General features: G+C 67.2%; 23 protein-coding genes. 8 read left to right on the top strand and 15 right to left on the bottom strand.

Translation table 11 applies throughout. The annotated features are described in order from the left end of the window. Positions 1-10: 10 nt before the first annotated feature. Complete coding sequence (locus ACFVWG_RS19635) at positions 11-733, bottom strand: alpha/beta fold hydrolase (protein ID WP_391544736.1); 723 nt, start codon at positions 731-733, stop codon at positions 11-13. Positions 734-801: 68 nt separating this feature from the next. Between ACFVWG_RS19635 and ACFVWG_RS19630 the strand changes: the two genes are divergently transcribed. Further along, the gene (locus tag ACFVWG_RS19630; RefSeq protein ID WP_391544735.1) at positions 802-1,086 is read left to right on the top strand and encodes an ArsR/SmtB family transcription factor; all 285 of its coding nucleotides are present in this window, start codon (positions 802-804) and stop codon (positions 1,084-1,086) included. Then, a complete protein-coding gene (locus ACFVWG_RS19625; RefSeq protein WP_391544734.1) occupies positions 1,083-1,478 on the top strand; it encodes a VOC family protein in 396 nt (131 codons plus the stop codon). Before ACFVWG_RS19630 ends, ACFVWG_RS19625 begins: the two co-directional genes overlap by 4 nt. Here the strand turns inward: ACFVWG_RS19625 and ACFVWG_RS19620 are convergent. Next, complete coding sequence (locus tag ACFVWG_RS19620; RefSeq protein WP_391544733.1) at positions 1,467-2,147, bottom strand: VOC family protein; 681 nt, start codon at positions 2,145-2,147, stop codon at positions 1,467-1,469. The genes ACFVWG_RS19625 and ACFVWG_RS19620 overlap by 12 nt on opposite strands. Before the next feature lie 104 nt (positions 2,148-2,251). Then, a complete protein-coding gene (locus tag ACFVWG_RS19615) occupies positions 2,252-2,674 on the bottom strand; it encodes a cupin domain-containing protein (protein ID WP_391544732.1) in 423 nt (140 codons plus the stop codon). An 81-nt stretch (positions 2,675-2,755) separates the two neighbouring features. On the opposite strand from ACFVWG_RS19615, the gene ACFVWG_RS19610 reads away from it, so the two are divergent. After that, complete coding sequence (locus tag ACFVWG_RS19610) at positions 2,756-3,421, top strand: HAD family hydrolase (RefSeq protein ID WP_391544731.1); 666 nt, start codon at positions 2,756-2,758, stop codon at positions 3,419-3,421. Here ACFVWG_RS19610 and pqqB read toward each other — a convergent pair. From pqqB to pqqA, 5 genes are all read right to left on the bottom strand, one after another. Next, entirely contained in the window at positions 3,418-4,227 is an 810-nt protein-coding gene (pqqB, locus tag ACFVWG_RS19605) for a pyrroloquinoline quinone biosynthesis protein PqqB (protein ID WP_391544730.1), read from the bottom strand. The genes ACFVWG_RS19610 and pqqB overlap by 4 nt on opposite strands. Further along, entirely contained in the window at positions 4,224-5,360 is a 1,137-nt protein-coding gene (gene pqqE, locus ACFVWG_RS19600; protein ID WP_391544729.1) for a pyrroloquinoline quinone biosynthesis protein PqqE, read from the bottom strand. The genes pqqB and pqqE overlap by 4 nt, the downstream gene beginning before the upstream one ends. Then, positions 5,357-5,644: a pyrroloquinoline quinone biosynthesis peptide chaperone PqqD gene (pqqD, locus tag ACFVWG_RS19595; protein WP_391544728.1), complete on the bottom strand. Its 288-nt coding sequence runs from the start codon at positions 5,642-5,644 to the stop codon at positions 5,357-5,359. Before pqqD ends, pqqE begins: the two co-directional genes overlap by 4 nt. Further along, positions 5,641-6,321: a pyrroloquinoline-quinone synthase PqqC gene (gene pqqC / locus ACFVWG_RS19590; RefSeq protein ID WP_391544727.1), complete on the bottom strand. Its 681-nt coding sequence runs from the start codon at positions 6,319-6,321 to the stop codon at positions 5,641-5,643. Before pqqC ends, pqqD begins: the two co-directional genes overlap by 4 nt. Positions 6,322-6,518: 197 nt before the next feature. After that, complete coding sequence (gene pqqA, locus ACFVWG_RS19585) at positions 6,519-6,617, bottom strand: pyrroloquinoline quinone precursor peptide PqqA (protein ID WP_391544726.1); 99 nt, start codon at positions 6,615-6,617, stop codon at positions 6,519-6,521. A 198-nt stretch (positions 6,618-6,815) separates the two neighbouring features. On the opposite strand from pqqA, the gene ACFVWG_RS19580 reads away from it, so the two are divergent. Next, positions 6,816-7,472 carry a nucleotidyltransferase domain-containing protein gene (locus ACFVWG_RS19580; RefSeq protein WP_391544725.1) on the top strand — a complete coding sequence of 219 codons (657 nt, stop codon included), beginning with the start codon at positions 6,816-6,818 and terminating at the stop codon, positions 7,470-7,472. Between the two features lie 84 nt (positions 7,473-7,556). On the opposite strand, the gene ACFVWG_RS19575 is transcribed toward ACFVWG_RS19580, so the two are convergent. Then, positions 7,557-8,207: a hypothetical protein gene (locus tag ACFVWG_RS19575; protein ID WP_391544724.1), complete on the bottom strand. Its 651-nt coding sequence runs from the start codon at positions 8,205-8,207 to the stop codon at positions 7,557-7,559. Between the two features lie 31 nt (positions 8,208-8,238). Here ACFVWG_RS19575 and ACFVWG_RS19570 point away from each other — a divergent pair, with 31 nt between their 5' ends. Both ACFVWG_RS19570 and ACFVWG_RS19565 read left to right on the top strand, forming a co-directional pair. Continuing rightward, on the top strand, positions 8,239-9,471 hold the full coding sequence (locus tag ACFVWG_RS19570; protein ID WP_391544723.1) for a hypothetical protein: 1,233 nt from the start codon (positions 8,239-8,241) through the stop codon (positions 9,469-9,471). Next, on the top strand, positions 9,464-10,195 hold the full coding sequence (locus ACFVWG_RS19565; protein WP_391544722.1) for an inositol monophosphatase family protein: 732 nt from the start codon (positions 9,464-9,466) through the stop codon (positions 10,193-10,195). Before ACFVWG_RS19570 ends, ACFVWG_RS19565 begins: the two co-directional genes overlap by 8 nt. Positions 10,196-10,408: 213 nt before the next feature. Here ACFVWG_RS19565 and ACFVWG_RS19560 read toward each other — a convergent pair whose 3' ends face one another. Beyond that, positions 10,409-12,190, bottom strand: a complete 1,782-nt coding sequence (locus ACFVWG_RS19560; protein WP_391544721.1) for an FAD-binding dehydrogenase — start codon at positions 12,188-12,190, stop codon at positions 10,409-10,411. An 83-nt stretch (positions 12,191-12,273) separates the two neighbouring features. Further along, positions 12,274-14,307: an exo-alpha-sialidase gene (locus ACFVWG_RS19555; RefSeq protein ID WP_391544720.1), complete on the bottom strand. Its 2,034-nt coding sequence runs from the start codon at positions 14,305-14,307 to the stop codon at positions 12,274-12,276. Positions 14,308-14,483: 176 nt separating this feature from the next. On the opposite strand from ACFVWG_RS19555, the gene ACFVWG_RS19550 reads away from it, so the two are divergent. Beyond that, on the top strand, positions 14,484-15,026 hold the full coding sequence (locus tag ACFVWG_RS19550; RefSeq protein WP_391544719.1) for a dihydrofolate reductase family protein: 543 nt from the start codon (positions 14,484-14,486) through the stop codon (positions 15,024-15,026). Here the strand turns inward: ACFVWG_RS19550 and ACFVWG_RS19545 are convergent. After that, positions 15,019-15,438, bottom strand: coding sequence for a VOC family protein (locus ACFVWG_RS19545; protein ID WP_391544790.1), 420 nt, complete (start codon positions 15,436-15,438; stop codon positions 15,019-15,021). The genes ACFVWG_RS19550 and ACFVWG_RS19545 overlap by 8 nt on opposite strands. Before the next feature lie 103 nt (positions 15,439-15,541). On the opposite strand from ACFVWG_RS19545, the gene ACFVWG_RS19540 reads away from it, so the two are divergent. Then, positions 15,542-16,384, top strand: a complete 843-nt coding sequence (locus tag ACFVWG_RS19540; RefSeq protein WP_391544718.1) for a phosphotransferase family protein — start codon at positions 15,542-15,544, stop codon at positions 16,382-16,384. Here ACFVWG_RS19540 and ACFVWG_RS19535 read toward each other — a convergent pair. Genes ACFVWG_RS19535 through ACFVWG_RS19525 form a run of 3 tightly spaced genes read right to left on the bottom strand, consistent with a single transcriptional unit; the run spans position 16,367 to position 18,540 of the window. Further along, a complete protein-coding gene (locus ACFVWG_RS19535; protein WP_391544717.1) occupies positions 16,367-16,975 on the bottom strand; it encodes a GNAT family N-acetyltransferase in 609 nt (202 codons plus the stop codon). The genes ACFVWG_RS19540 and ACFVWG_RS19535 overlap by 18 nt on opposite strands. 7 nt (positions 16,976-16,982) lie before the next feature. Beyond that, complete coding sequence (locus ACFVWG_RS19530; protein WP_391544716.1) at positions 16,983-17,381, bottom strand: NUDIX hydrolase; 399 nt, start codon at positions 17,379-17,381, stop codon at positions 16,983-16,985. 40 nt (positions 17,382-17,421) lie between these two features. Beyond that, complete coding sequence (locus ACFVWG_RS19525; protein ID WP_391544715.1) at positions 17,422-18,540, bottom strand: phosphotransferase enzyme family protein; 1,119 nt, start codon at positions 18,538-18,540, stop codon at positions 17,422-17,424. Between the last annotated feature and the right edge of the window lie 211 nt (positions 18,541-18,751).

Genomic DNA, 18,751 nt, shown 5'->3' with positions numbered 1-18,751 from the left:
TCTCATACCTCTACGTAGTGTCGTTCCCGACCCATTCGTCGAGAGCGGCCATGAACTGGTCGAAGTGCGAGTACCAGATGGTGTGGTCGGCGCCGGGGATCGCGCGGACGTCGAAGCCGAGGGCTTGGAGTTCTGCTGCTCTGGTGGTGGAGACGTAGCGGCTGGGGTCTGCGTGGATGACGAGCGATGGGGTGTCGGCCGTTGGTGCTTGGTGTTGGTTGTCGCCGAGCTCCAGGGCGACTGCGGTGGCGATGTCGAACTGCTGGGCTGCTGTTGCCTCGACTTGACGGTCGGTCTCTGACCACGCTGGCTTGGATACGCGCAGGGCGTCGGCTGTCCGGCCGGCTTGGGCTGCGGTGAACTTGGCGGTTAGTTCTTCGGCCGTGTGGGGTGGGCCGGCGGAGGCGATGAGTGGGATGTCGACGTAGACCGCTCGGACAGGTTGGAGCTTGGGCACGGCGGCGGCCAGTACGACGGCGCCGAGCGACTGGCCGATCGCGAGTGCCGGGTTTGTGGGGACGGATGCGGTGACAGCGGTTGCCCAGGCGGCGAGGTTGGAGCGGGCTGGTGGTGAGTTGCCGTGGCCGGGGAGGTCGACGGCGATGGCTCGGTAGCCGCGGTCGGCCAGCGCTGGGCCGACCCGGTGGTACTGCTGGGCCGAGCCCATCATCCCGTGCAGGAGGACGGCGACACGCTCGCCGCTGCCCCAGGTCGTCGTACGGAGGCTGCTCACGTCTGCTTCGACGCGCGGTGGGGGTGAGGAGTTGATAGGCAAGTGGCTACTTGCCTATAGTGGGGTGCGTGGTCACGGTGTTCCGGGCGTTGGACGACGAGACGCGCCGGGTGATTCTCGACGAACTGGCGGCGCGTGACGGTCAGACGCTGTTCGAGATCTGCTCGACGCTGACGACGCGGCACGGACTGTCGTCGACGCGGCAGGCGATCTCGCAGCACCTTGGAGTGCTGGAGGAGGCCGGGCTGGTCGTGACGGAGAAGCGTGGGCGCTCGAAGTTCCACTATTTCAACCCCGCGCCACTCGCGGAGATCGCGCGACGGTGGCCGGTCGGCGAGAGGACCGCGGAATGAGAATCAACCTGGTGAGTGTGTTCGTGGACGATCAGCGGGCGGCGCTCGCGTTCTACACCGACGTACTCGGCTTCACGAAGAAGCACGACATCCCGCTCGGCGAGGCCTCCTGGCTGACCGTCGTCTCACCCGATGCGCCGGACGGGCCCGAGCTGCTTCTGGAGCCGGCGGGTCACCCCGCAGTCAAGCCCTACCGCGATGCGCTGGGCGAGGACGGGATCCCGCTCGTGCAGTTCGCCGTGGACGACGTCGCGGCCGAGCACGCCCGGTTGACGGCGCTGGGCGTGGTGTTCACCCAGCCGCCGACCGATGCGGGCATGGTGATGATGGCCGTCCTCGACGACACCTGCGGGAACCTCGTGCAGATCGTCTCGCCGAAGTCAGCCGGCTAGAACGACGAACTCGTTGCCGTCGGGGTCGGTCAGCACGCCGCCCTCGCCGGTCTTCGCGCCGAGAGCGACCAGGCGGTCGATCTCGATCTGCAGGTCGCCGTCCGCGATCAGCTTGAACTGCAGGCGGTTGACCCCCAGCTTCGGATTCACGGGCGGGCCGCCCCAGGCGATCTTGGTGCCGCCGTACGGCGCCTGGATGGCGGTCTCCTCGTCCTGGTCCCAGACCAGCGGCCAGTCCAGCGCCTTGGCCCAGAAGTAGCCGACCGCCTGGCTGCCGTCCGACGACATCGCGCCGATCACGTCGGTGTTGGCGAGGAAGTTGTTGGTCGGCTCGATCACACAGAACTCGTTGCCTTCGGGATCAGCCAGTACGACGTGCTTCTCGTCCGGCGACTGGCCGATGTCGAGGTGGTTCCCGCCGAGCTCGAGGGTCCGATCGACCTTCGCCTGCTGATCGTCGAGCGACGTACTGGTCACGTCGAAGTGCATCTGGTTCGGGCCGAGCTTGGGCAGGTCGTTCGCGACGAAGCGGAGACGGAAGGCTCGCTCGTCAGCAGGTGCGATGACGGCGTCCTCGACGCGCTCGAAGCCGAGCACGCCGGCCCAGAAACGCGCCAATCCGGCGGGGTCTTTCGCTGCGTAGGTCAGTTCCTGCAGACGAACGCCCATCGGTTCCCACATCCCAACTCTCGGCCGGTGCAACACGAACACCGTAGACCGCTCCCGCCCAGGGAGCATTTGATTAAACGCTCCCGAGGGCGGGGAGAACCGGGCTACTTCACGCGAAGGTGCTCGCGTTCGGCGAGCTCTTCGGCGCTGACGATGGTCAGGATCGGAGCACCCGGTTCCGAGAACAGCGTCACGACGAACAACGTCTCCGCGTCCTCGAGGTTGTTGGAGCCCTGGAGGTGGATCACATCACCGCCCGGCTCATAGAGCGCTTCACCCGCCTTGAGCACCCGCGGCGCCTGCCCCTCCAGCTCGAACAAGACCTCACCTGCGATCACATACCCGAAGACCGGCCCCGGATGCCGGTGCGGCGGCGCCCCCGGATCACCCGGCGCCAGCGTTACCCGAATCGTCCTGGCCTCTGCCCCGGCCGGAATCTCGAACGCCGACCCAGGCAGCGTCGAGATGACCTCGACCCCAGGCGGCAGCTGCTCACTCATGTAGTCCTCCGCGTCATTGATTGTCATCACCTAGACCGAGCACCTGCGCAGTTTGTGACAGCCGTTATCGCGGTGCGCCGCATGGCCCGGTGCGGCATCATCGGGCCGGTGAGCGACGAACCGAACGGGCGGCTGACTGGCTCCCAACGCGCTGTGACTGAGTCGCTGGTTCGGCATGTGTTGCTGGATGCTGATGGGGTGCTGCAGGAGTTGCCGGGTGGGTGGTACTCGGCGATGGAGCCGTATCTCGGAGAGCGCTCTCGGGAGTTTCTGCATCGGACCTGGAAGGACGAGCTGCCGATGCTGGCCGGCCAGGGGGACTATCTGCCGGTGCTGGCGGCGACGTTGCGGGAGTTCGGGGTCAGCGCTCCGGTGGGTGAGGTGTACGACGCGGTGTGGAAGAACATCGTGGTGTTCGAGGGGTCGCTGGATGTGGTTCGGGGGCTTCGGCGGAACGGGTACGGCGTGCACCTGGGGACGAATCAGGAGTCGTACCGCGGCGGGTATATGCGAACGGCGCTCGGGTACGACGAGTTGTTCGACGTGAGCTGTTATTCGCACGACCTGGGCGTGGCCAAGCCGGATCCGGGGTTCTTCATCGAGGCGGCTCGGCGGATCGGGGCCGACGTACAGGCGGTGCTGTTCATCGACGACACCGCTCGGAATGTTGACGGGGCTCGGGCGGCCGGGATGGCGGCTGAGCAGTGGGATCTGACGCAAGGGCACGAGGTGCTGATCGAACTGCTCGCGCAGCATGGGGTTTCGGCGGGTTAGATCTCCCAGCGCGTGCCGTCGTCGGGGATGAGGTGACCGTCGTTCTCCACGGCCTTGCGCTCGGGTGAACCGGCGTCGAGCACGGGGTTGGTGTTGTTGAGATGCGTGAACGCCAGCGGGAGATCGAGTTGCTCGATCGTGCTGGTGATCGGCAGGTGGCCCATGACAGTTTGGCCGGGCATCTCGTCGGCGCTGTGGAAGGTTCCGTCGAGCAGGATGTACGTCGCGCCGGCGGCGAACTGCTCGAAGCCGTCAGGTAGGTGAGCGACGCAGGGTGCATAGACGAGCGCGCCACCGTTGTGCTCGAAGCGGTACGCGACGACCCACGGTCCGGGGGCCGGATCGTCGGCGTACCGGGGGCGCTTGTCACTGACGGCCAGGGTCTTGACGGTGATCCCGTCGAGCTCGTCCGGGACTGGGGACCACGTCCAGGCGTGGTAGCGATCGGTGATGTCCCGGAAACGGGAGAGCGCGTTCAGCACGGCCGCCGGGGCGTGGACGGTCAGTGTCTCGGCCTCGCGCAGGAGGAGCAGGCCGAGAGTGTGGTCGAGCTCCGCGTCGGTGAGGAGGACGCCGCGGATCGGGGTGTCGCGCACGTCGGGACCGGCGCGCAGTTCGGGCGTGGCGAGGATCTGGGCGCGGAGATCCGGGGAAGCGTTCACCAGGTACCAATTGTTGCCGTCGGCACTGATCGCCAGCCCGTCCTGGGTTCGCGGCTCGAGGCTGGGATTACGACAGGTCGGGCAAGCACAGTTCCACTGCGGGAACCCGCCGCCGGCCGCCGTACCGAGCACTATCACCTTCATCGGCTCGGGCTCCGCATCACCAGGCCGGTACGGCGGGGCTCGGCCAGGATAAGGTCGACGACACCGCGATCCGGCGACTTGTGGCAGACCGGGTCAGTGGCTGCTGCGTCGCCGGTGAGCAGGAACGCCTGGCAACGGCATCCGCCGAAGTCGGTCTCGCGCCGGTCGCAGCTTCGGCAGGTGTCACTCATCCAGTCGTCGCCGCGGTAGGCGTTGAACGAGCCGGAGTCGTACCAGATCTCGGCCAGGGAGCGCTCTCTGACGTTCTCGAGCTGCAGCGTGCTGATCGCTCCGGCCGCTGGACACGGCAGCACGGTTCCGTCCGGTGCGACGGTGATCTGGCGTGCGCCCCAGCCGTAGGTGCAGGGCTTGGGGTACTTCTCCGGGTAGTCCGCGATCACGTAGACGATCTGCATCTTGCCCTTGAGCCTGACGAGGGCGTCCTGGACGATCGGCTCGGCCGCGGCGAGCTGGTCCGCGGTCGGCATCAGCTGAGAGCGGTTTCTCAGGGCCCAGCCGTAGTACTGCGTGTTCGCGAGTTCGAGCCGGTCCGCGCCCAGCTCCTCGGCGAAGGCGATCAGCGCGGCGACCTGGTGGTGGTTCTCCCGGTGCAGCACGACGTTGACGCTCAGCGGAAGACCTGCCCGCCGTACGAGGCCGGCGGCGACGATCTTGTGGTGGTGTGCGCGGGTACCTGCGATCCGGTCGCCGGTCGCTGCGTCTGCACCCTGGACAGAAAGCTGAACATGGTTGAGGCCGGCATCGACCAGGCTCTGCAGCCGGGCCTCGGTGAGGCCGAGACCGCTGGTGACGAGATTGACGTAGGCGCCGAGGCCGGCGGTGTGCTCGATCAGCTCGGCCAGGTCCTTGCGGCCGAGCGGTTCACCGCCGGAGAAATGCACCTGCAGTACGCCGATGTCGTGTGCCTGGGTGAGGACGTCGCGCCAGGCGGCTGTGCCGAGCTCCTGGTCGCGGGTGAGAAGTTCGATGGGGTTGGAGCAGTATCCGCAATGGAGTGGGCAGCGATGGGTGAGCTCGGCGGTCAGGCTGAGCGGCGGGACCGCACCCTTCGGGTTCTGCGGATCTGAGGCCGGGCCTTCGGGGGCTAATCCGTCGGGTGTCGGGCTGGTCATGTCCACTCCACCACCTGCTTGTCGGCGAGGCGGTCGAGCAGGCTTCGGATCTGCTCGGGCCGGACGGCGTCGTACCGGTCGGCGAGGAGACGCGTGATCTCGGTCAGAGAGCGCTCTCCGTCGCACAGCTCGAGGACGGCGGTCGCGGTGGGGTTCGGGATCAGTACGCCCTCGGGATGCAGCACGACCGGGGTGTTCCGGACCTTGTCGTGGCTCAGCCGGACGCCGCGGCGGATGCGCGGTCGAAGATCCTCGGAGAGCGCTCCTTCGGGTTCAGCGGTCATTTCTTGCTCGCCGCGTGATCGATTGCGTCGAGCAACGACCAGAGAACGTCGCACTTGAAGGAGAGAGCGGCGATGGCGGCTTCTTGCTGGGCGCGGGTGCGGCAGTGTTCGACGACCAGGTCGAGGGTGGCTTGGCCTTCCCCGGCGACCGCATCGATGCGGTTCGTGAAGTAGGCGAGGTCGTCGGGGCGGATCCAGTCGTACTGCGCGAGCATGTCGGCGACGCGAGCCTTCATCAGGTGGCCGGAGAACATCTCGGTCAGCCCGGAGGCGACCGCCTCGACCCACGGTTTGGTGTGTGCAAAGCCGACGTACGCGTCGACGGCGAACCGGGCGCCGGGGACGACGTGGCGTTCGTCGAGTACCTCGTCACGGTTCAGCCCGACGGCTTCGCACAGGCGCAGCCAGCGTTCCATGCCGCCTTCGCCCGGAGCGGTGCCGTCGTGGTAGACGATCCGGGGCAGCCACTGACGCCGTACCTCAGGAAGTGGGCAGTTGCTGATGATCGCGGCGTCCTTGCGGGGGATCGCGCTCTGGTAGTACCAGCGGTTGGCGGCCCAGACCTGGAGCTCCGGCTGGGACAGTTCGCCGGCGTGCATCCGGTGGTGGAACGGATGGGTTCCCCAGTACCGATGGGAAAGGCCGCGCAGTGCCCCGGTGAATTCGTCCGCGCTCATCGGCTGCATAGAACCTCCTGAGTGATCCGCAATTCATGGAACGATTTCCAGATTTCGCCCACGGGACGGAACTCAGGGGAATTCAGCGGAACGCCTGCCCGGACCGGCGACGGGTGCCGCAGGCCAGGGCAGGCTGATCATCAGGTGGGGGCGGAAACCCGGTGATCACTTTGCTGTACAGGGGATACGGGTGGTGATCAGTTCACTCGACCGGCGTATCCGGTGACCTCGGTGGGGGTCTCGAACTCGGTGAAATCCGGGGCGATCCAGTCTTCCCGGACAGTGTTTTCCACCATAATTGTCTCCTTGCGATCGTGGCGGGGGGCGCCGTCCTCGATTCCCGGTCCCAGTGGGCCGGGAATCAGCACAGTAGAGTCTCGGAGAAGCCTTTCCAAGGGCTGTCCCGCGATTCGAGCATTTCCGGTCTCGCGCACTGGCTGTGATCGGCGGTAAACCAGTAGTCGTCGGTACGTCGCTTCGGTAGCCTCCGCGGGGTGACACCAGACGAGGCCGGGCACCTGCTGGCGGCGTACGCACGCGGCCGCACCGAGTGGCTCAGCCGGACGGCCTCGGCCCTACAGGCCGGGGGAGTCTGGCTGGTCGGCTCACTCGCGACCGGAGTTGGCGATGAGTGGAGCGACCTCGACCTCATCGTCGTCGGCGGTCAGCCCGTGCTCGACGGAAGTCTCCTGACGATCGAGATGCCGGCCAACGGCCCGGCCGACGGTGGCTACCTCGGCGCGATGTACGACGTCGCCGGTCTTCCACTGTGGGTCGACTGGTACCTCTGGCCGCCCCACGCCGCCATTCCCCGCGAGGCTCGCCTGCTGACCGGCAGCGGAACCCCCGGCACTCTCGACCTCAACGGCACCATCGACCACCTCGGCCGAGGTCAGCCCGGGACGCCGCCGCCTCCGGATGTCTTCGCTCTCGCCATGCTGCCCCTGGCCGGCAAACACGTCGCCCGTGGCAACCACGAGACCGCCGCCGCGATCGCCGCCATGCTGGGCGCACAAGCCGGGACCGACATCGCCGCAGCACTGATCGACGTACTGTCTGACCTCGACAGCAACCACCCAGCCGCAGCGCTCGTACGCCGGCATCTGGATGTCGTCCGCTCGAAAATCAGAGGTTGTAATGCGCCAGCGTGATCTCGACGGCCCTGATGCTGTGCGGCGCGCCCTCGACCAATCCATCGGCTTCCGCCCGAGCACCCGCTCCGAGCTCTACGTCCGCTAGCCGACCTGGCGAGTCCAAGGACCGCCTGGTTGCTGACGGACAGCGGCTTCGTCGGGGCTGAGATCCAGTACGTCGAGGAGGGTCTGATCCTCGTCGATCGCGTGGCTCAAGTGGCCGACTTTGCTGTCGGGACCGGCCTCCGTCGGGCCGAGGAGTTGCCAAAGGTTCGTCGCGACGTCGTTGCAGACGAAGAGGATGGGTTCGTGCAGTTCGAAGACAGGGCCGGTCTGGATGCATTGGGTCTGGAGCAGCCAGTGGCGCATCCACTGCGCGCGCCGGTCGCGGGCGAAGGCGTGATCGGCCACCCACCACATGAACGGCAGATCCTCGTGAGCGCGAGCCTGCTCAGCCGTCAGGTTCGGCCCGCCCTCGGGGACCTGCTCGAACGGCTCATCGACCAAACTGAATGCGTACTCGCTGCTGTTGTCGAAGACGACCGCATGGATCGTCGCACCGCCCGGATTGCCCGCCCCGATGCCGACCGAGATCCGCCCGATGTGCTCATCGGCGCCGGTCGTCCAGCCGATCGCGTACGACGCCAACTCGCCCTGCGGGCCCACGAACTCGCCGAACGCCCGGCGATCCATCCCACTCGCCTCCGGCGTCGGCACCTCGACGAACCGGCCCTCGGTGATCTGAACATCCATCCGCGAACGCTAACTCATCTATCGTCGGGGGATGGAGTTGCTGGCCTGCGGTCACCTGGCGAACGAGGGGCCGTTCCGGACCTGCCTGCACCTGTGCGTGGAGGAGGCCTCTCAGGTGTCGCGGTTGTACACGGGCCGCGGTGGTGACTACCACCTGTTGTGCGTGCCGTGTGCGAAGCTCGATGATCCGTGGTCGCAGTTGGCGGTCGTGTGTGAGGGTTGCACCGACCGGGCCGACGCGCGCAGCGTCGCCCACGTCAGCGGACAGCCCGAGGTACGGCGTTTGGATCGGCCGCTCGGTGGGGTCTTCTGCGAGGAGGCAGCCCCTGTCCGACCCGCGAATGATCGGTGCCTCGCGCCGATGGCAGACGGGTGGCTCGTGTACACCGGTCAACACCTCGTGCCGTCGGGCGGCACGTCGTACAAGCTCGAACTGCCGGCAGATGAAGAGGACGACAACGGATTCGGTACGCCGGGACCGGCTCTGCACGTGTCTTCGGACGGGAGGTTCGCGGCGGTGGTTCGCGACTTCGGCCGGTACGGCGTGGTGGTGGATCTCGGCGATGGCCGGGTGACGATGCGGCTCGATCGTCAGGACTACTGCAACTTCGCGACGCCGTTCCCCATCGCGTTCCTACCCAACGGCACCCTGGTGGTTGCGACTGACTGGAACCGGCTGGATCGGTTCGATCCGGCGACGGGTGGGCTCCTGACGCCGCGCGACACCGAACTGCGCGACAGCGAGAACCCGCCACCTGACTACCTCGACTACTTCCATGGCGCGCTGACGGTCAGCCCGACGGGTGTGTGGCTTCTGGATGACGGCTGGGTCTGGCATCCGGTCGGCATACCGGCCGTCATCGATCTCGCTGCCTGGCAGGACGGGCAGACGTTCGCTGCCGAACACGGCCACGAGCTGGTCGTCCGCGACTACCTCTGGAACCAGCCCGCGAGTTGGGTGAGCGACAGCGTCGTAGCCATCCAAGGCATCGGCGACGACAGTGATGCCCTGGTCGACGGTGTCCAGCTGTACGACGCTCGGAGTGGGGCTCGTGTTGGCACGGTGTTCGGGCCGAAGGGACGGATGTGGGGTGTCGACGGTCAGCTCGCGGTGGTCGGGGAGGACGGGCTGGAGTTCTGGGATCGGGCCGAGGGCGCGCGGGTCGGCGTACTGGCTGGTTATCGGCCGACCGCCTACAACCCGCGGACGCGGACCTTCGCCGCGCTCGACAACCAGGTGCTGCGAACCTACTGCCATGGATGATCTTGCGCTTGCTTTCAGTGCGGCGGACCTGGCCGCCCAGCTCGCCCTCGCCCACTTCGAGGCCGGCGTCGCCGTCTCGCTGCAGCCCGACGGGTCTCCGGTGACCGAAGCCGACCTGGCCGTCGAGCATCTGCTACGGAAGACGCTGGCGGCGGCGCGGCCGGACGATGGGTTCCTCGGCGAGGAACTGGGTGAGACCGGCGACTCCGACCGGGTCTGGATCATCGACCCGATCGACGGCACGCGACGCTTCAGCGGTGGCGATCCGCACTGGCGCGTCCAGTTCGCGCTGGAGGTCGACGGCGTCACCGAACTGGCGGTCGTCATCTCACCCGCCCTCGGACGCTGCTGGTGGGCGGTCCGCGGAGGCGGTGCCTTCGAGTCGTCCTGGCCGCGCGCCGAGCCCCGGCGCCTCCAGGTCAGTACGACGGCAACGCTCGCGACCGCCGTACTGGATGCCCTAGGCAACAACCCCAGACTCCCCACAGCTCGCCCGCCAGCGAGCCCGCTCCCACTGGTCGAACTGGTCCGCGGCGAGATCGACGCCTTCCTGATCGAGCGCTACTACAAATGGGACCACGCCCCCTGGATCCTCCTGGTCGAAGAGGCCGGCGGCCGCTTCACCAACCCCACCGGCACCAACACCGGCGACCAAGGCGGCGGCCTCTACTCCAACGCCAACCTCCACCCCGAACTACTCAAAGCCCTCAACTACCCCTTGTAGCGGGCGGCTAGCTTGGCCGCTTTGGTTTGGAGGGTGGTTCGGAGCCAGGTGGGGGAGAGGGCTTCGGCGTGGGTGGCTAGTTGCCAGAGGGCCCATCGCGCCTGGGATTGGTGATCGCCAAGGATCAGGCCGGGTCCCGGCGCCGACAGCGGCACTGTCGGCGCTGGCCCGGGCAAGCACCTCTGAACGCAACGGGTTGTCCACGAAGCCAAACTAGGCGCTTTCGGCCGCGGCGGCGCGGCCGGTTTGGCGGCCGGTGAACAGGCAGCCGCCGAGGAAGGTTCCTTCGAGGGCGCGGTAGCCGTGGACGCCGCCACCTCCGAAGCCGGCTACCTCCCCTGCGGCGTACAGACCGGGGATGGGTTGGCCCGACGCGTTGAGCACACGGCCGGAGAGATCGGTCTGGAGACCGCCGAGCGTCTTGCGGGTGAGGACGTTCATGCGGATGGCGATGAGCGGGCCGGCAGATGGGTCGAGGAGTTTGTGAAGCGGCGCGGTGCGAGCGAGGCTGTCACCGCTGTAGGCGAGTGAGTTGCGGATGCCCATCACCTGGCTGTCCTTGGTGAACGGGTTGTCGACCTGCTGATCGCGTACGACGATCTGCCGCCGAAGCTGGTCGTAATTGATCAGGTTGGTGCCGGTCAGCTGGTTCATCCCGATGACGAGCTCGGGCAGTGTGTTGGCGATGACGAAATCCTCGCCCTTGTCCATGAACGCCTTCACCGGCGGCGGCGTACTGTTCAGCAGCCGCATAGCGAGGTAGGCGACCAGGTCCTTGCGGGTCAGCTCCGGGTTCTGCTCGGAGCCCGACAAGACGAATTCCTTGTCGATGATCTTCTTGTTCAGCACGAACCACGAGTAGCCGTGACCGGACTGCCCGATGAGCTCCAGCGTCCCGAGCGTGTCGTAGCTGGGGACGCCCGGGTTGGCGAAGCGGCGGCCGGTGGCGTCGAACCACATCGACGAGGGCGCGGCCAGTACGCGGATGCCGTGACCGGGCCAGATCGGGCTGTGGTTGACCATGCCTTCGGTGTAGTGCCACATGCGGTCGGGGTTGACGATGCGCGCGCCGGCTCGGTTGCTGATGGCAAGCATCCGGCCGTCCACATGCGCCGGTACGCCGGTGATCAGCCGGGCCGGCGGCGTACCGAGCCGGGCGGGCCAGTTGGCGCGGACGAGGTCGAGGTTGCCGCCAATGCCACCAGACGTGACGATCACCATGGGTGCGTGCAGTTCGAACTCGCCGACCTTCACCCGGGAGCTCGGCGTACCGCGGGCCGCACTGCTCGCCTCCAGGAGACTGCCCTGTACGCCGGTCACCGCGCCGTTCGTGGTGATCAGCCCGTCGACCTGATGCCGGAACTTCAGCGTCACCTTGCCGTCGGCTGCCGCGGCACGGACCTTCTTCTCGAACGGTTCCATCACACCCGGTCCGGTCCCCAGCGTCAGGTGGAAGCGTGGGACCGAGTTGCCCGGACCGTCGGCCAGTTGGCCGCCGCGTTCGGCCCAGCCGACGATCGGCACCCAGGTGAGTCCGAGGCTCGCCAGCCAGGAACGTTTCTCGCCGGCCGCGAACTGCAGGTAGGCCTCGGCCCAGCGCGATCCCCAGTAGTCCTGGCCGAGCGGATCGTCGACTCCGCGGTCGAAGCCCGCCGTACTGAACCAGTCGTTGCGGGCCAGGTCGATCGAGTCGCGGATGCCGGCGAGGCGTTGTTCGGGGGAGTTGATCAGGAACAGGCCGCCGAGTGACCAGAACGCCTGTCCGCCCAGGCTGGCCTCGGGTTCCTGGTCGAGCAGGAGCACTCTTCGCCCGGCCGCGACGAGTTCGGAGGTCGCGACCAGGCCGGCCAATCCGGCTCCGACGACGATCACGTCGGCATCGGCCTGCGCCGCGGCCGACGCTGGACGCGGCCCGAACGCGCCTAACGCCGTACCGGCTGCTATTCCGCCGCTGGCGGCCAGGACGCTGCGGCGGCTAAGACTGTTGTCACCCATCGAGTCATCCCCTCACAAAGATGCACTACCGTTCAGTAAGGGTAGGGTTTGTGACGGGACGATCACCAGAGGTGACGGCGGGTCTAAGCCTGACGGCGGAACCGGACCGCGTCAGCGATCACGAATCCGTCGGCCGCATCGGTGAGCTGGACGTAGCCGGCGGTTCCGGCCTTGAAGGTGAAGACACCGAGCGACTTCCATTCGCCGGTGCGGTCATCCGGGGTGGCGCGAACACGCTGGTTGACGGTGACAGTCGCCGTACCGGTGGCGTGGTGGATCGCGTACTTGGCGTTGCTCGCACGGTTGGGGTCAGCTGTGTAGGAGGCGAGCACCTCGTAGCGGCCGTCGGCCGGAAGGGCGGGTCGGAACCGTGCCCAGTTGGTACCGGTGCCCTTGGGGTGCGTGAGGTAGTTGAAGCCGTAGCACCCGGCGATGCTGCGTGCACTGTTCCAGTCGCCGAGTACGTCGAAGCCGAGCCCGTCGTTGTCCACGGTGACCTCTTCACAGATGTCGGGCTTGGCCGGTGCGGTGACCAGCGACAGCCGATCGAGCGAGACAGCCTTGCCACCGCCTCGGCCCGCGCCGGCGAGGGTGATGCTCAGCGTGTGCCGACCAGGTGCGAGGCGACGGGTGTCCACCAGTACGACGTCGTGTCCTTCGCCGCGGAATGAGGTCAGGTCGATGGCCGAGGTGCGGGGCGTCTGGCCGTCGACAGCGAGGTTGATGAGACCGCCATCGGCCGTGCGGTAGTAGCGGAGCCAGAGCTCGTATTGGTCGTCGCGGGTGACGATGAACGGGTATTCGATGGAGCCCGTCGGGGGAGGGCCGAGCGGGAAGGTCTGCGTGCTGAGTGCGGGTCCGGCGGCTAGGGAGTCGCGGCCTTGGGTGAGCCACTCGAGGTTGAAGCGGGCGACAGCGACGCAGCGCGGGAAGCCGTCCAGATCGCCGTCCCGGCCGTACAGCAGGACGATCGTGCCGTCGGAGAGGCGCGCGAGGTCCGAGTAGTAGCTACGGCCCGGGTTGACCACGCGGCTGTAGCGAAACGAGTCGCCCTCGTCGTAGCTGACCGACACAGTCATGTTCCAACGCATGGGGGCATCAGGGCGGCTGAAGAGAACCCGGTCGCCGGTGTAGCGGAGGAAGCCCGTGTCGACGCCGTTGAACAATCCTGCCGCGAAGTCGAGGACTGGGCGTGACCAGCTGAGGCCGTCGTCGGTACTGACTGCTACTCCCCGCGCCCAGTCGTTGCCGGAGCCGGGCCGGCTGTTCAGGATGACGCTGCCGTCAGCGCGCTGCACCAACCGCGCCTCGCCGAAGGTCGGCAGCCCGGGACCCAGGGGGACCTCACCGCCTGACTGCCAGGTCCGGCCGTGGTCGTCGCTGTAGATCGTGGAGACGCCGTAGTGACGGTCGGTCGTCGGTACGCCGGTGATGATCGTTCGGTGCCCGACGGTCAGCAGCAGTCGGCCCGACGTGAGCTGGATGCCGTGGCCGGGACCAGGTCCGTGCATGGCCCAGTCGTGCGGGAAGTGGTCGAACAGCGCTGTCAGGTTGCGCGACTGACCCCAGGTCACGCCGCCGTCCGTGCTGGAGACGACGTGGACTGTGCTGGAGTCCGATGAGCAACTGGTGTTCTCCGGGAGACGCACGCAGAGGCCGTGAAACAGGAAGACCTCGCCGGTTACGTTGTCGACGACGAAGGCCGGGTTGGCCCAGCTCTGACCGTTCACCGACGGAACGACCGCGGTGGATGGGGTCCACGTCTGGCCGCCGTCAGTGCTGCGCCGGATCAGCAGGTCGTGCGGACCGGCGTCGCAGACCTCATGCCGGCCCTCGGTGCAGGCGATGATCGTGTCGTTCGGCAGCACGGCGAGCCCATGCACGTGATAGCTGGCCAGGGGACCGACCGTGTTGTCCCACAAGATCGTCTCGGCGAACGCCGGTGCCGCGACCTCGGTCGGTCTGGCGGCACCGGTCGCAGCTGCGGCTCCGGCTCCGGCTGCCGGTACGGCGGCTGTCGGCAAGGCGGTGGTGATGGCTCCAGCGGCTCCGGCAGCTCCGGCAGCTCCGGCGGCGAGTCCTGCGGTGAATGTGCGACGGCTGATGGGCGGCGTCATGCGTCTGCTCCTCAGGGCGGTGGATTCGCCTGGGACGCTACCGACTCCCACCGCCCGGCAGTGGGTTCCTCGACGTCCAGAACTGGACTCTGGCAGGAACCTGAACCGCCCTGTCGAAAACCGCGATCCTCGTTCGACGCAGTACTGAAGACACACCCAACACAAGGAGAACCTCCATGTCACGCAAGGTCGTAGCCGCCTACTTCTTGTCCCTCGACGGCGTCGCCGAAGGCGCCGACAAGTTCCTCACCGCCTGGGACGACGAGATGGACGCCGCCGGCGCCCGCCTGATCGAAACCCAGGACACCGTGATCCTGGGCCGTCGCACGTACGACGAGTGGGTCGGCTTCTGGCCGAACAGCGACATCCAGCCCTTCACCGACTTCATCAACGCCGTCCCCAAGTACGTCGCGACGTCGACGCCGCTCGACGACACCTGGGCCAACACCGAGGTGATCGACGGGGGACTGGTCGACTTCGTCCGCGACCTGAAGAACCAGCCGGGCGACGACATCGGCGTCCACGGCAGCATCTCCGTCGCTCAGAGCCTGCTGGCCGCCGGCCTTCTCGACGAACTGAGCCTCGTCATCGCCCCCACCGTCGTCGCCACCGGCAAGCGCCTGCTCGACAACCTCCCGTCGCTACGCCTCGAGGTCATCCGCAGCACCACCTCCCCGACCGGCCACCTCCTCGTCACCTACCGCGTCGTCCCTAGTTGATGTCGAACTCGTTGCCCTCGGGGTCGGTCATCGCCACCGCGTAATGGTCCAGCCCCTCGGCGGCCAGCCCCCGCACCCGCGTCGCCCCGAGACCAACGAGCCGTGCCGCCTCAGCCTCGACCCGCTCCCGCCGTACCTCAAGAGAATTCCCACGGCCTCCGCCGACAGCCACGTCGATGTGGATCCGGTTCTTGATCGTCTTCTCCTCCGGAACGATCTGGAACCAGATCCGCGGCCCCTCACCCTTCGGGTCCACGATGCTGTCCACCCCACCCCCAAGCTCTTCCTCGGGTACCCCGATCGACCGGTAGAAGTCGTCCCACGACCCAAACCCGTCCGGCGGTGGCGCCAGTACATATTGCAAAGCCGCAGCCCAAAACTCAGCCTGCGTTTCAGGCGACCGGCAGTCCATCACCAGTTGGTACGACACAGCCATCGAAGTCCTCCAGAGCGTCCAAGTTCCCCCCACCCTGACACCCCCCACCGACAAAACTCGTCCGGCTAGTCTTGGCCAGGTGCAGCTCACTTCACGGCAACACGATCTGCTGCACCGGTGGCTGCCTGGGGCAACAGTCGAGCGCGACCTCAGCTGGGGCGTCGTCGGTACGACGGTCCTTCGGCTGCGGGGAAGCGACGGTACGCCGTACATCGTCAAGGCCGGCGACGCCAACGATCACCACCTCGTTCGAGAACTCGCCGCCCACCGACAATGGGTCGACATCCTGGCGTCCACCCGCCACGCGCCGCGACTCGTTCACGGCGACGACGAGGCCAAGCTGCTCATCACCGAGTACCTCCCTGGCGAACTCGTCGAAGGCACCGACCACGAGTGGAGCCTCGGCACCTACCGCCAAGCCGGTCAGCTCCTAGCCCGCTTCCACGGACAGCACGCCGTACTCGATGATGGCGCCTTCGAACGACACCAGAAGGAATCCGCCCTCGCGTGGCTCGGTCGCCCGCACCGCATTGCCGACGACGCGGTCGCCGTACTGACAAAAGAAGTCGAGCAATGGCGCGCTCGGCCAGCGGTCGTCGTACCGACTCATGGCGACTGGCAGCCGCGCAACTGGCTTATCCACAAGAACGACGTGCGCATCATCGACTTCGGCCGCGCCGACCTCCGACCCCCACACACCGACTTCGGGCGCCTCGCCGTACAGCAGTTCCGAACGATGCCCTCACTAGAGGCAGCCTTCCTCGAAGGCTACGGTGCCGACCCACGGCAGCCCGACGCCTGGCTCAGACTGCGCCTCCAGGAAGCCATTGGCACCGCAGCCTGGGCGCACAAAGTCGGCGACGAGTCGTTCGAGCAGCAGGGGCACAGGATGATCGCCGAGGTCCTAGCCGACCTCACCTGACAGAGGATTCGTGGGGGAGAGGATCAGGTGCATGACTAGTCTGGCGCCGGTGTCGCGGAGGATGGTGAATCCTCTGGCTTCGTAGGAGGCGCGGCGACCCATGAAGCTGTCGTTCTCTTCGGCTCGGCGGTTGGCGAGGGTGTGGGGTGCGAGGGATGCCTTGGGGAAGGCGTCGAGGGCTTGGGCGCCTGCGTTTCGGGCGTAGGTGATCGCGGCGTCCAGTAGGGCGCTGGCGACTCCGGTTCCGCGGAAGTCGCGGTCGACGTAGAAGCAGGTGATGGCGAAGACGTCGTGATCGTCGGGACCGGGCCCGTACTTTCTGGACCGTTCGAGTTTGGCGTGGTCCGGGCGTGGCGCTACGGCGATCCAGCCGACGGGTCGGCCGTCGAGGTAGGCGATGAGCCCTGGGTGGCGGTCTTGGTCCACAGTGGCGGCCTTGAAATTCGCCTTGGGGCCGTCGGGTGACTCTTGGTCGCGCCAGGCCTGGCACCAGCAGTGGCCGGGAATCGGGATGCCACCGCGTGGGCCTTTGCGCTCGAACAGCGCGACCAGATCGGCCCACCGGTCGGCAGTGACGACGTGAACTTCCACGGAAGGATCATGCCCCTTCTATGGCGCTCAGGAGGCACGGCAGGCTGGCCGCGTGGGCCAGTTTCAGGTCCGCGAGCTCCTCGGGACGGAACCAGCGAAGGTCGTCGTGCTCGTCCGGTTCCGTGTTGGCAGGCTCGCCGTCCCAACGCGTGACGAGGAACGCGTGTACGGCGAGGTTGGGGTCGCTGATCGTCATCGGGATCGGTACGGCGTCGCGGACGTGAACCCCGAGTTCTTCGAGGCATTCACGCCTGACTGCTTGGTGCGGTGACTCGCCCGGATCGACATGGCCGCCGGCAAGGTCCCAGCAATCGGGATACCAGCGACGCGCCGGACTCCGATGCAGCAGCAGCAACAGGCCATCACGGACAAATGCAGCGAGTGCGATCGGAGTCTGGGCGCCCATGGCGGAACCCTAGGCCAGGAACAGGGGAGTGGTGCGCGCTTCAGCCTTGCAACGACGCGATCGCCTGGGCGGCTAGTCGTTCGGCGTGCTCTGGGCGCGCCACCCAGCCGATCCATCCCTGGTCCATCGGTGGCGTCGACCCGTTGCGTACCGACTCGCGGTAGTCGAGGCACGCCAGCCACAGGGGTCGCATAGCCAGTACGCCGGGCAACCGCTTGAGTTCCTCGGCGGTGAGCTCGATGTGCTCGCGATACCCGCGTACGACGGCGTCGATACCCTCCGCGTCACCTTCGCCGGCGGTCGTCAGCAGCCAGGCAAGGGCGGGCAGCCGAGGCCCGCGCCCGGAACCGGCCCAGCCGACGATGGAGAGTTCGCCCGGCGTGCCGACTGCCGCCCACGCGTGGTAGTTCCCGTGGGTGAACGCCTCGGGCAAACCTTCTGCGTCGTCGGCGTGCTCGATCGTGTCGCGCAGCCACTCGAACGTCTCGCGGCCCTCGGGACTGACGGCGTCCTCGATACTCACCAGAAAGCTCATCGCTGCCGCGAGATCCTGCTTCGGTCGTCCTGCGAAGAACGCGCCGTCGTGCTCCTCGGCTCCGCCGTCCCGCGCAACCGCACCACCGGCCGCGGGCAGTTTGTGCAGGCGGCCGAGCAGGCTCGCCAACTCGTGAAGCACCGTGGGGGACTGGGCTGGGCGTCCGCCCTCGACGTACTGGGTCACGATCACGCCGTTTCCCTCGAACACCGACACGGGATCGTCGTGTGCCGGCCGTTCGGCGGGAAAGTTGTGCAAGGCAAGGAATCGCAGGATCTCCGCATCACCCTCGACGCGTTCGACCGTATCCGCAGCCGACGAGAAAACACGAGCGATCCAGGGGGAGTCGTCCTGCCGCTTGACGACCAGCGTCCAGGGGTAATGCCCGATCCAGGAGCCACTCGGCCGAGTCTCGGGATCGTCGTCGATCGGCGCGATCGACGTGATGCGAATGGCGTAGCGCGTCTCGAGGTGCGCCCTCAGTTCGGCGAACTCAACTGGTCGAGTCTTGGCGAACGGCGACTTGCTGCCCTTCTCCAGAGCTGCACGAGCCTCGGTGTATCGCAGCCCGGTCGCTTGTGCGCGCTGACGTACTGCACGCTTGAAACTGCCCTCTTTGGTCATGACAAGCCTCCACGATGTGCCCATTTCCCCCAGCGAAGCGGCACTCGGTACAGGCCTGGACAGCAGCAGCCTTGAGGGCAGAATCCCCTTCACCTTCTCGAGGTCCCGGCTGGGGCAGGTCCTCACGAGGCTGGGCGTCGGCAACGCCGTACCCCGATCCTGCCCGGCCCCGGACACCCGTGTCAACGTTGCCGGCCTCTGGCCATGTGAA

It is taken from the genome of Kribbella sp. NPDC058245 (assembly GCF_042882005.1).
GTDB lineage: Bacteria > Actinomycetota > Actinomycetes > Propionibacteriales > Kribbellaceae > Kribbella.
This window is presented reverse-complemented; position numbering and strand designations above follow the sequence as displayed.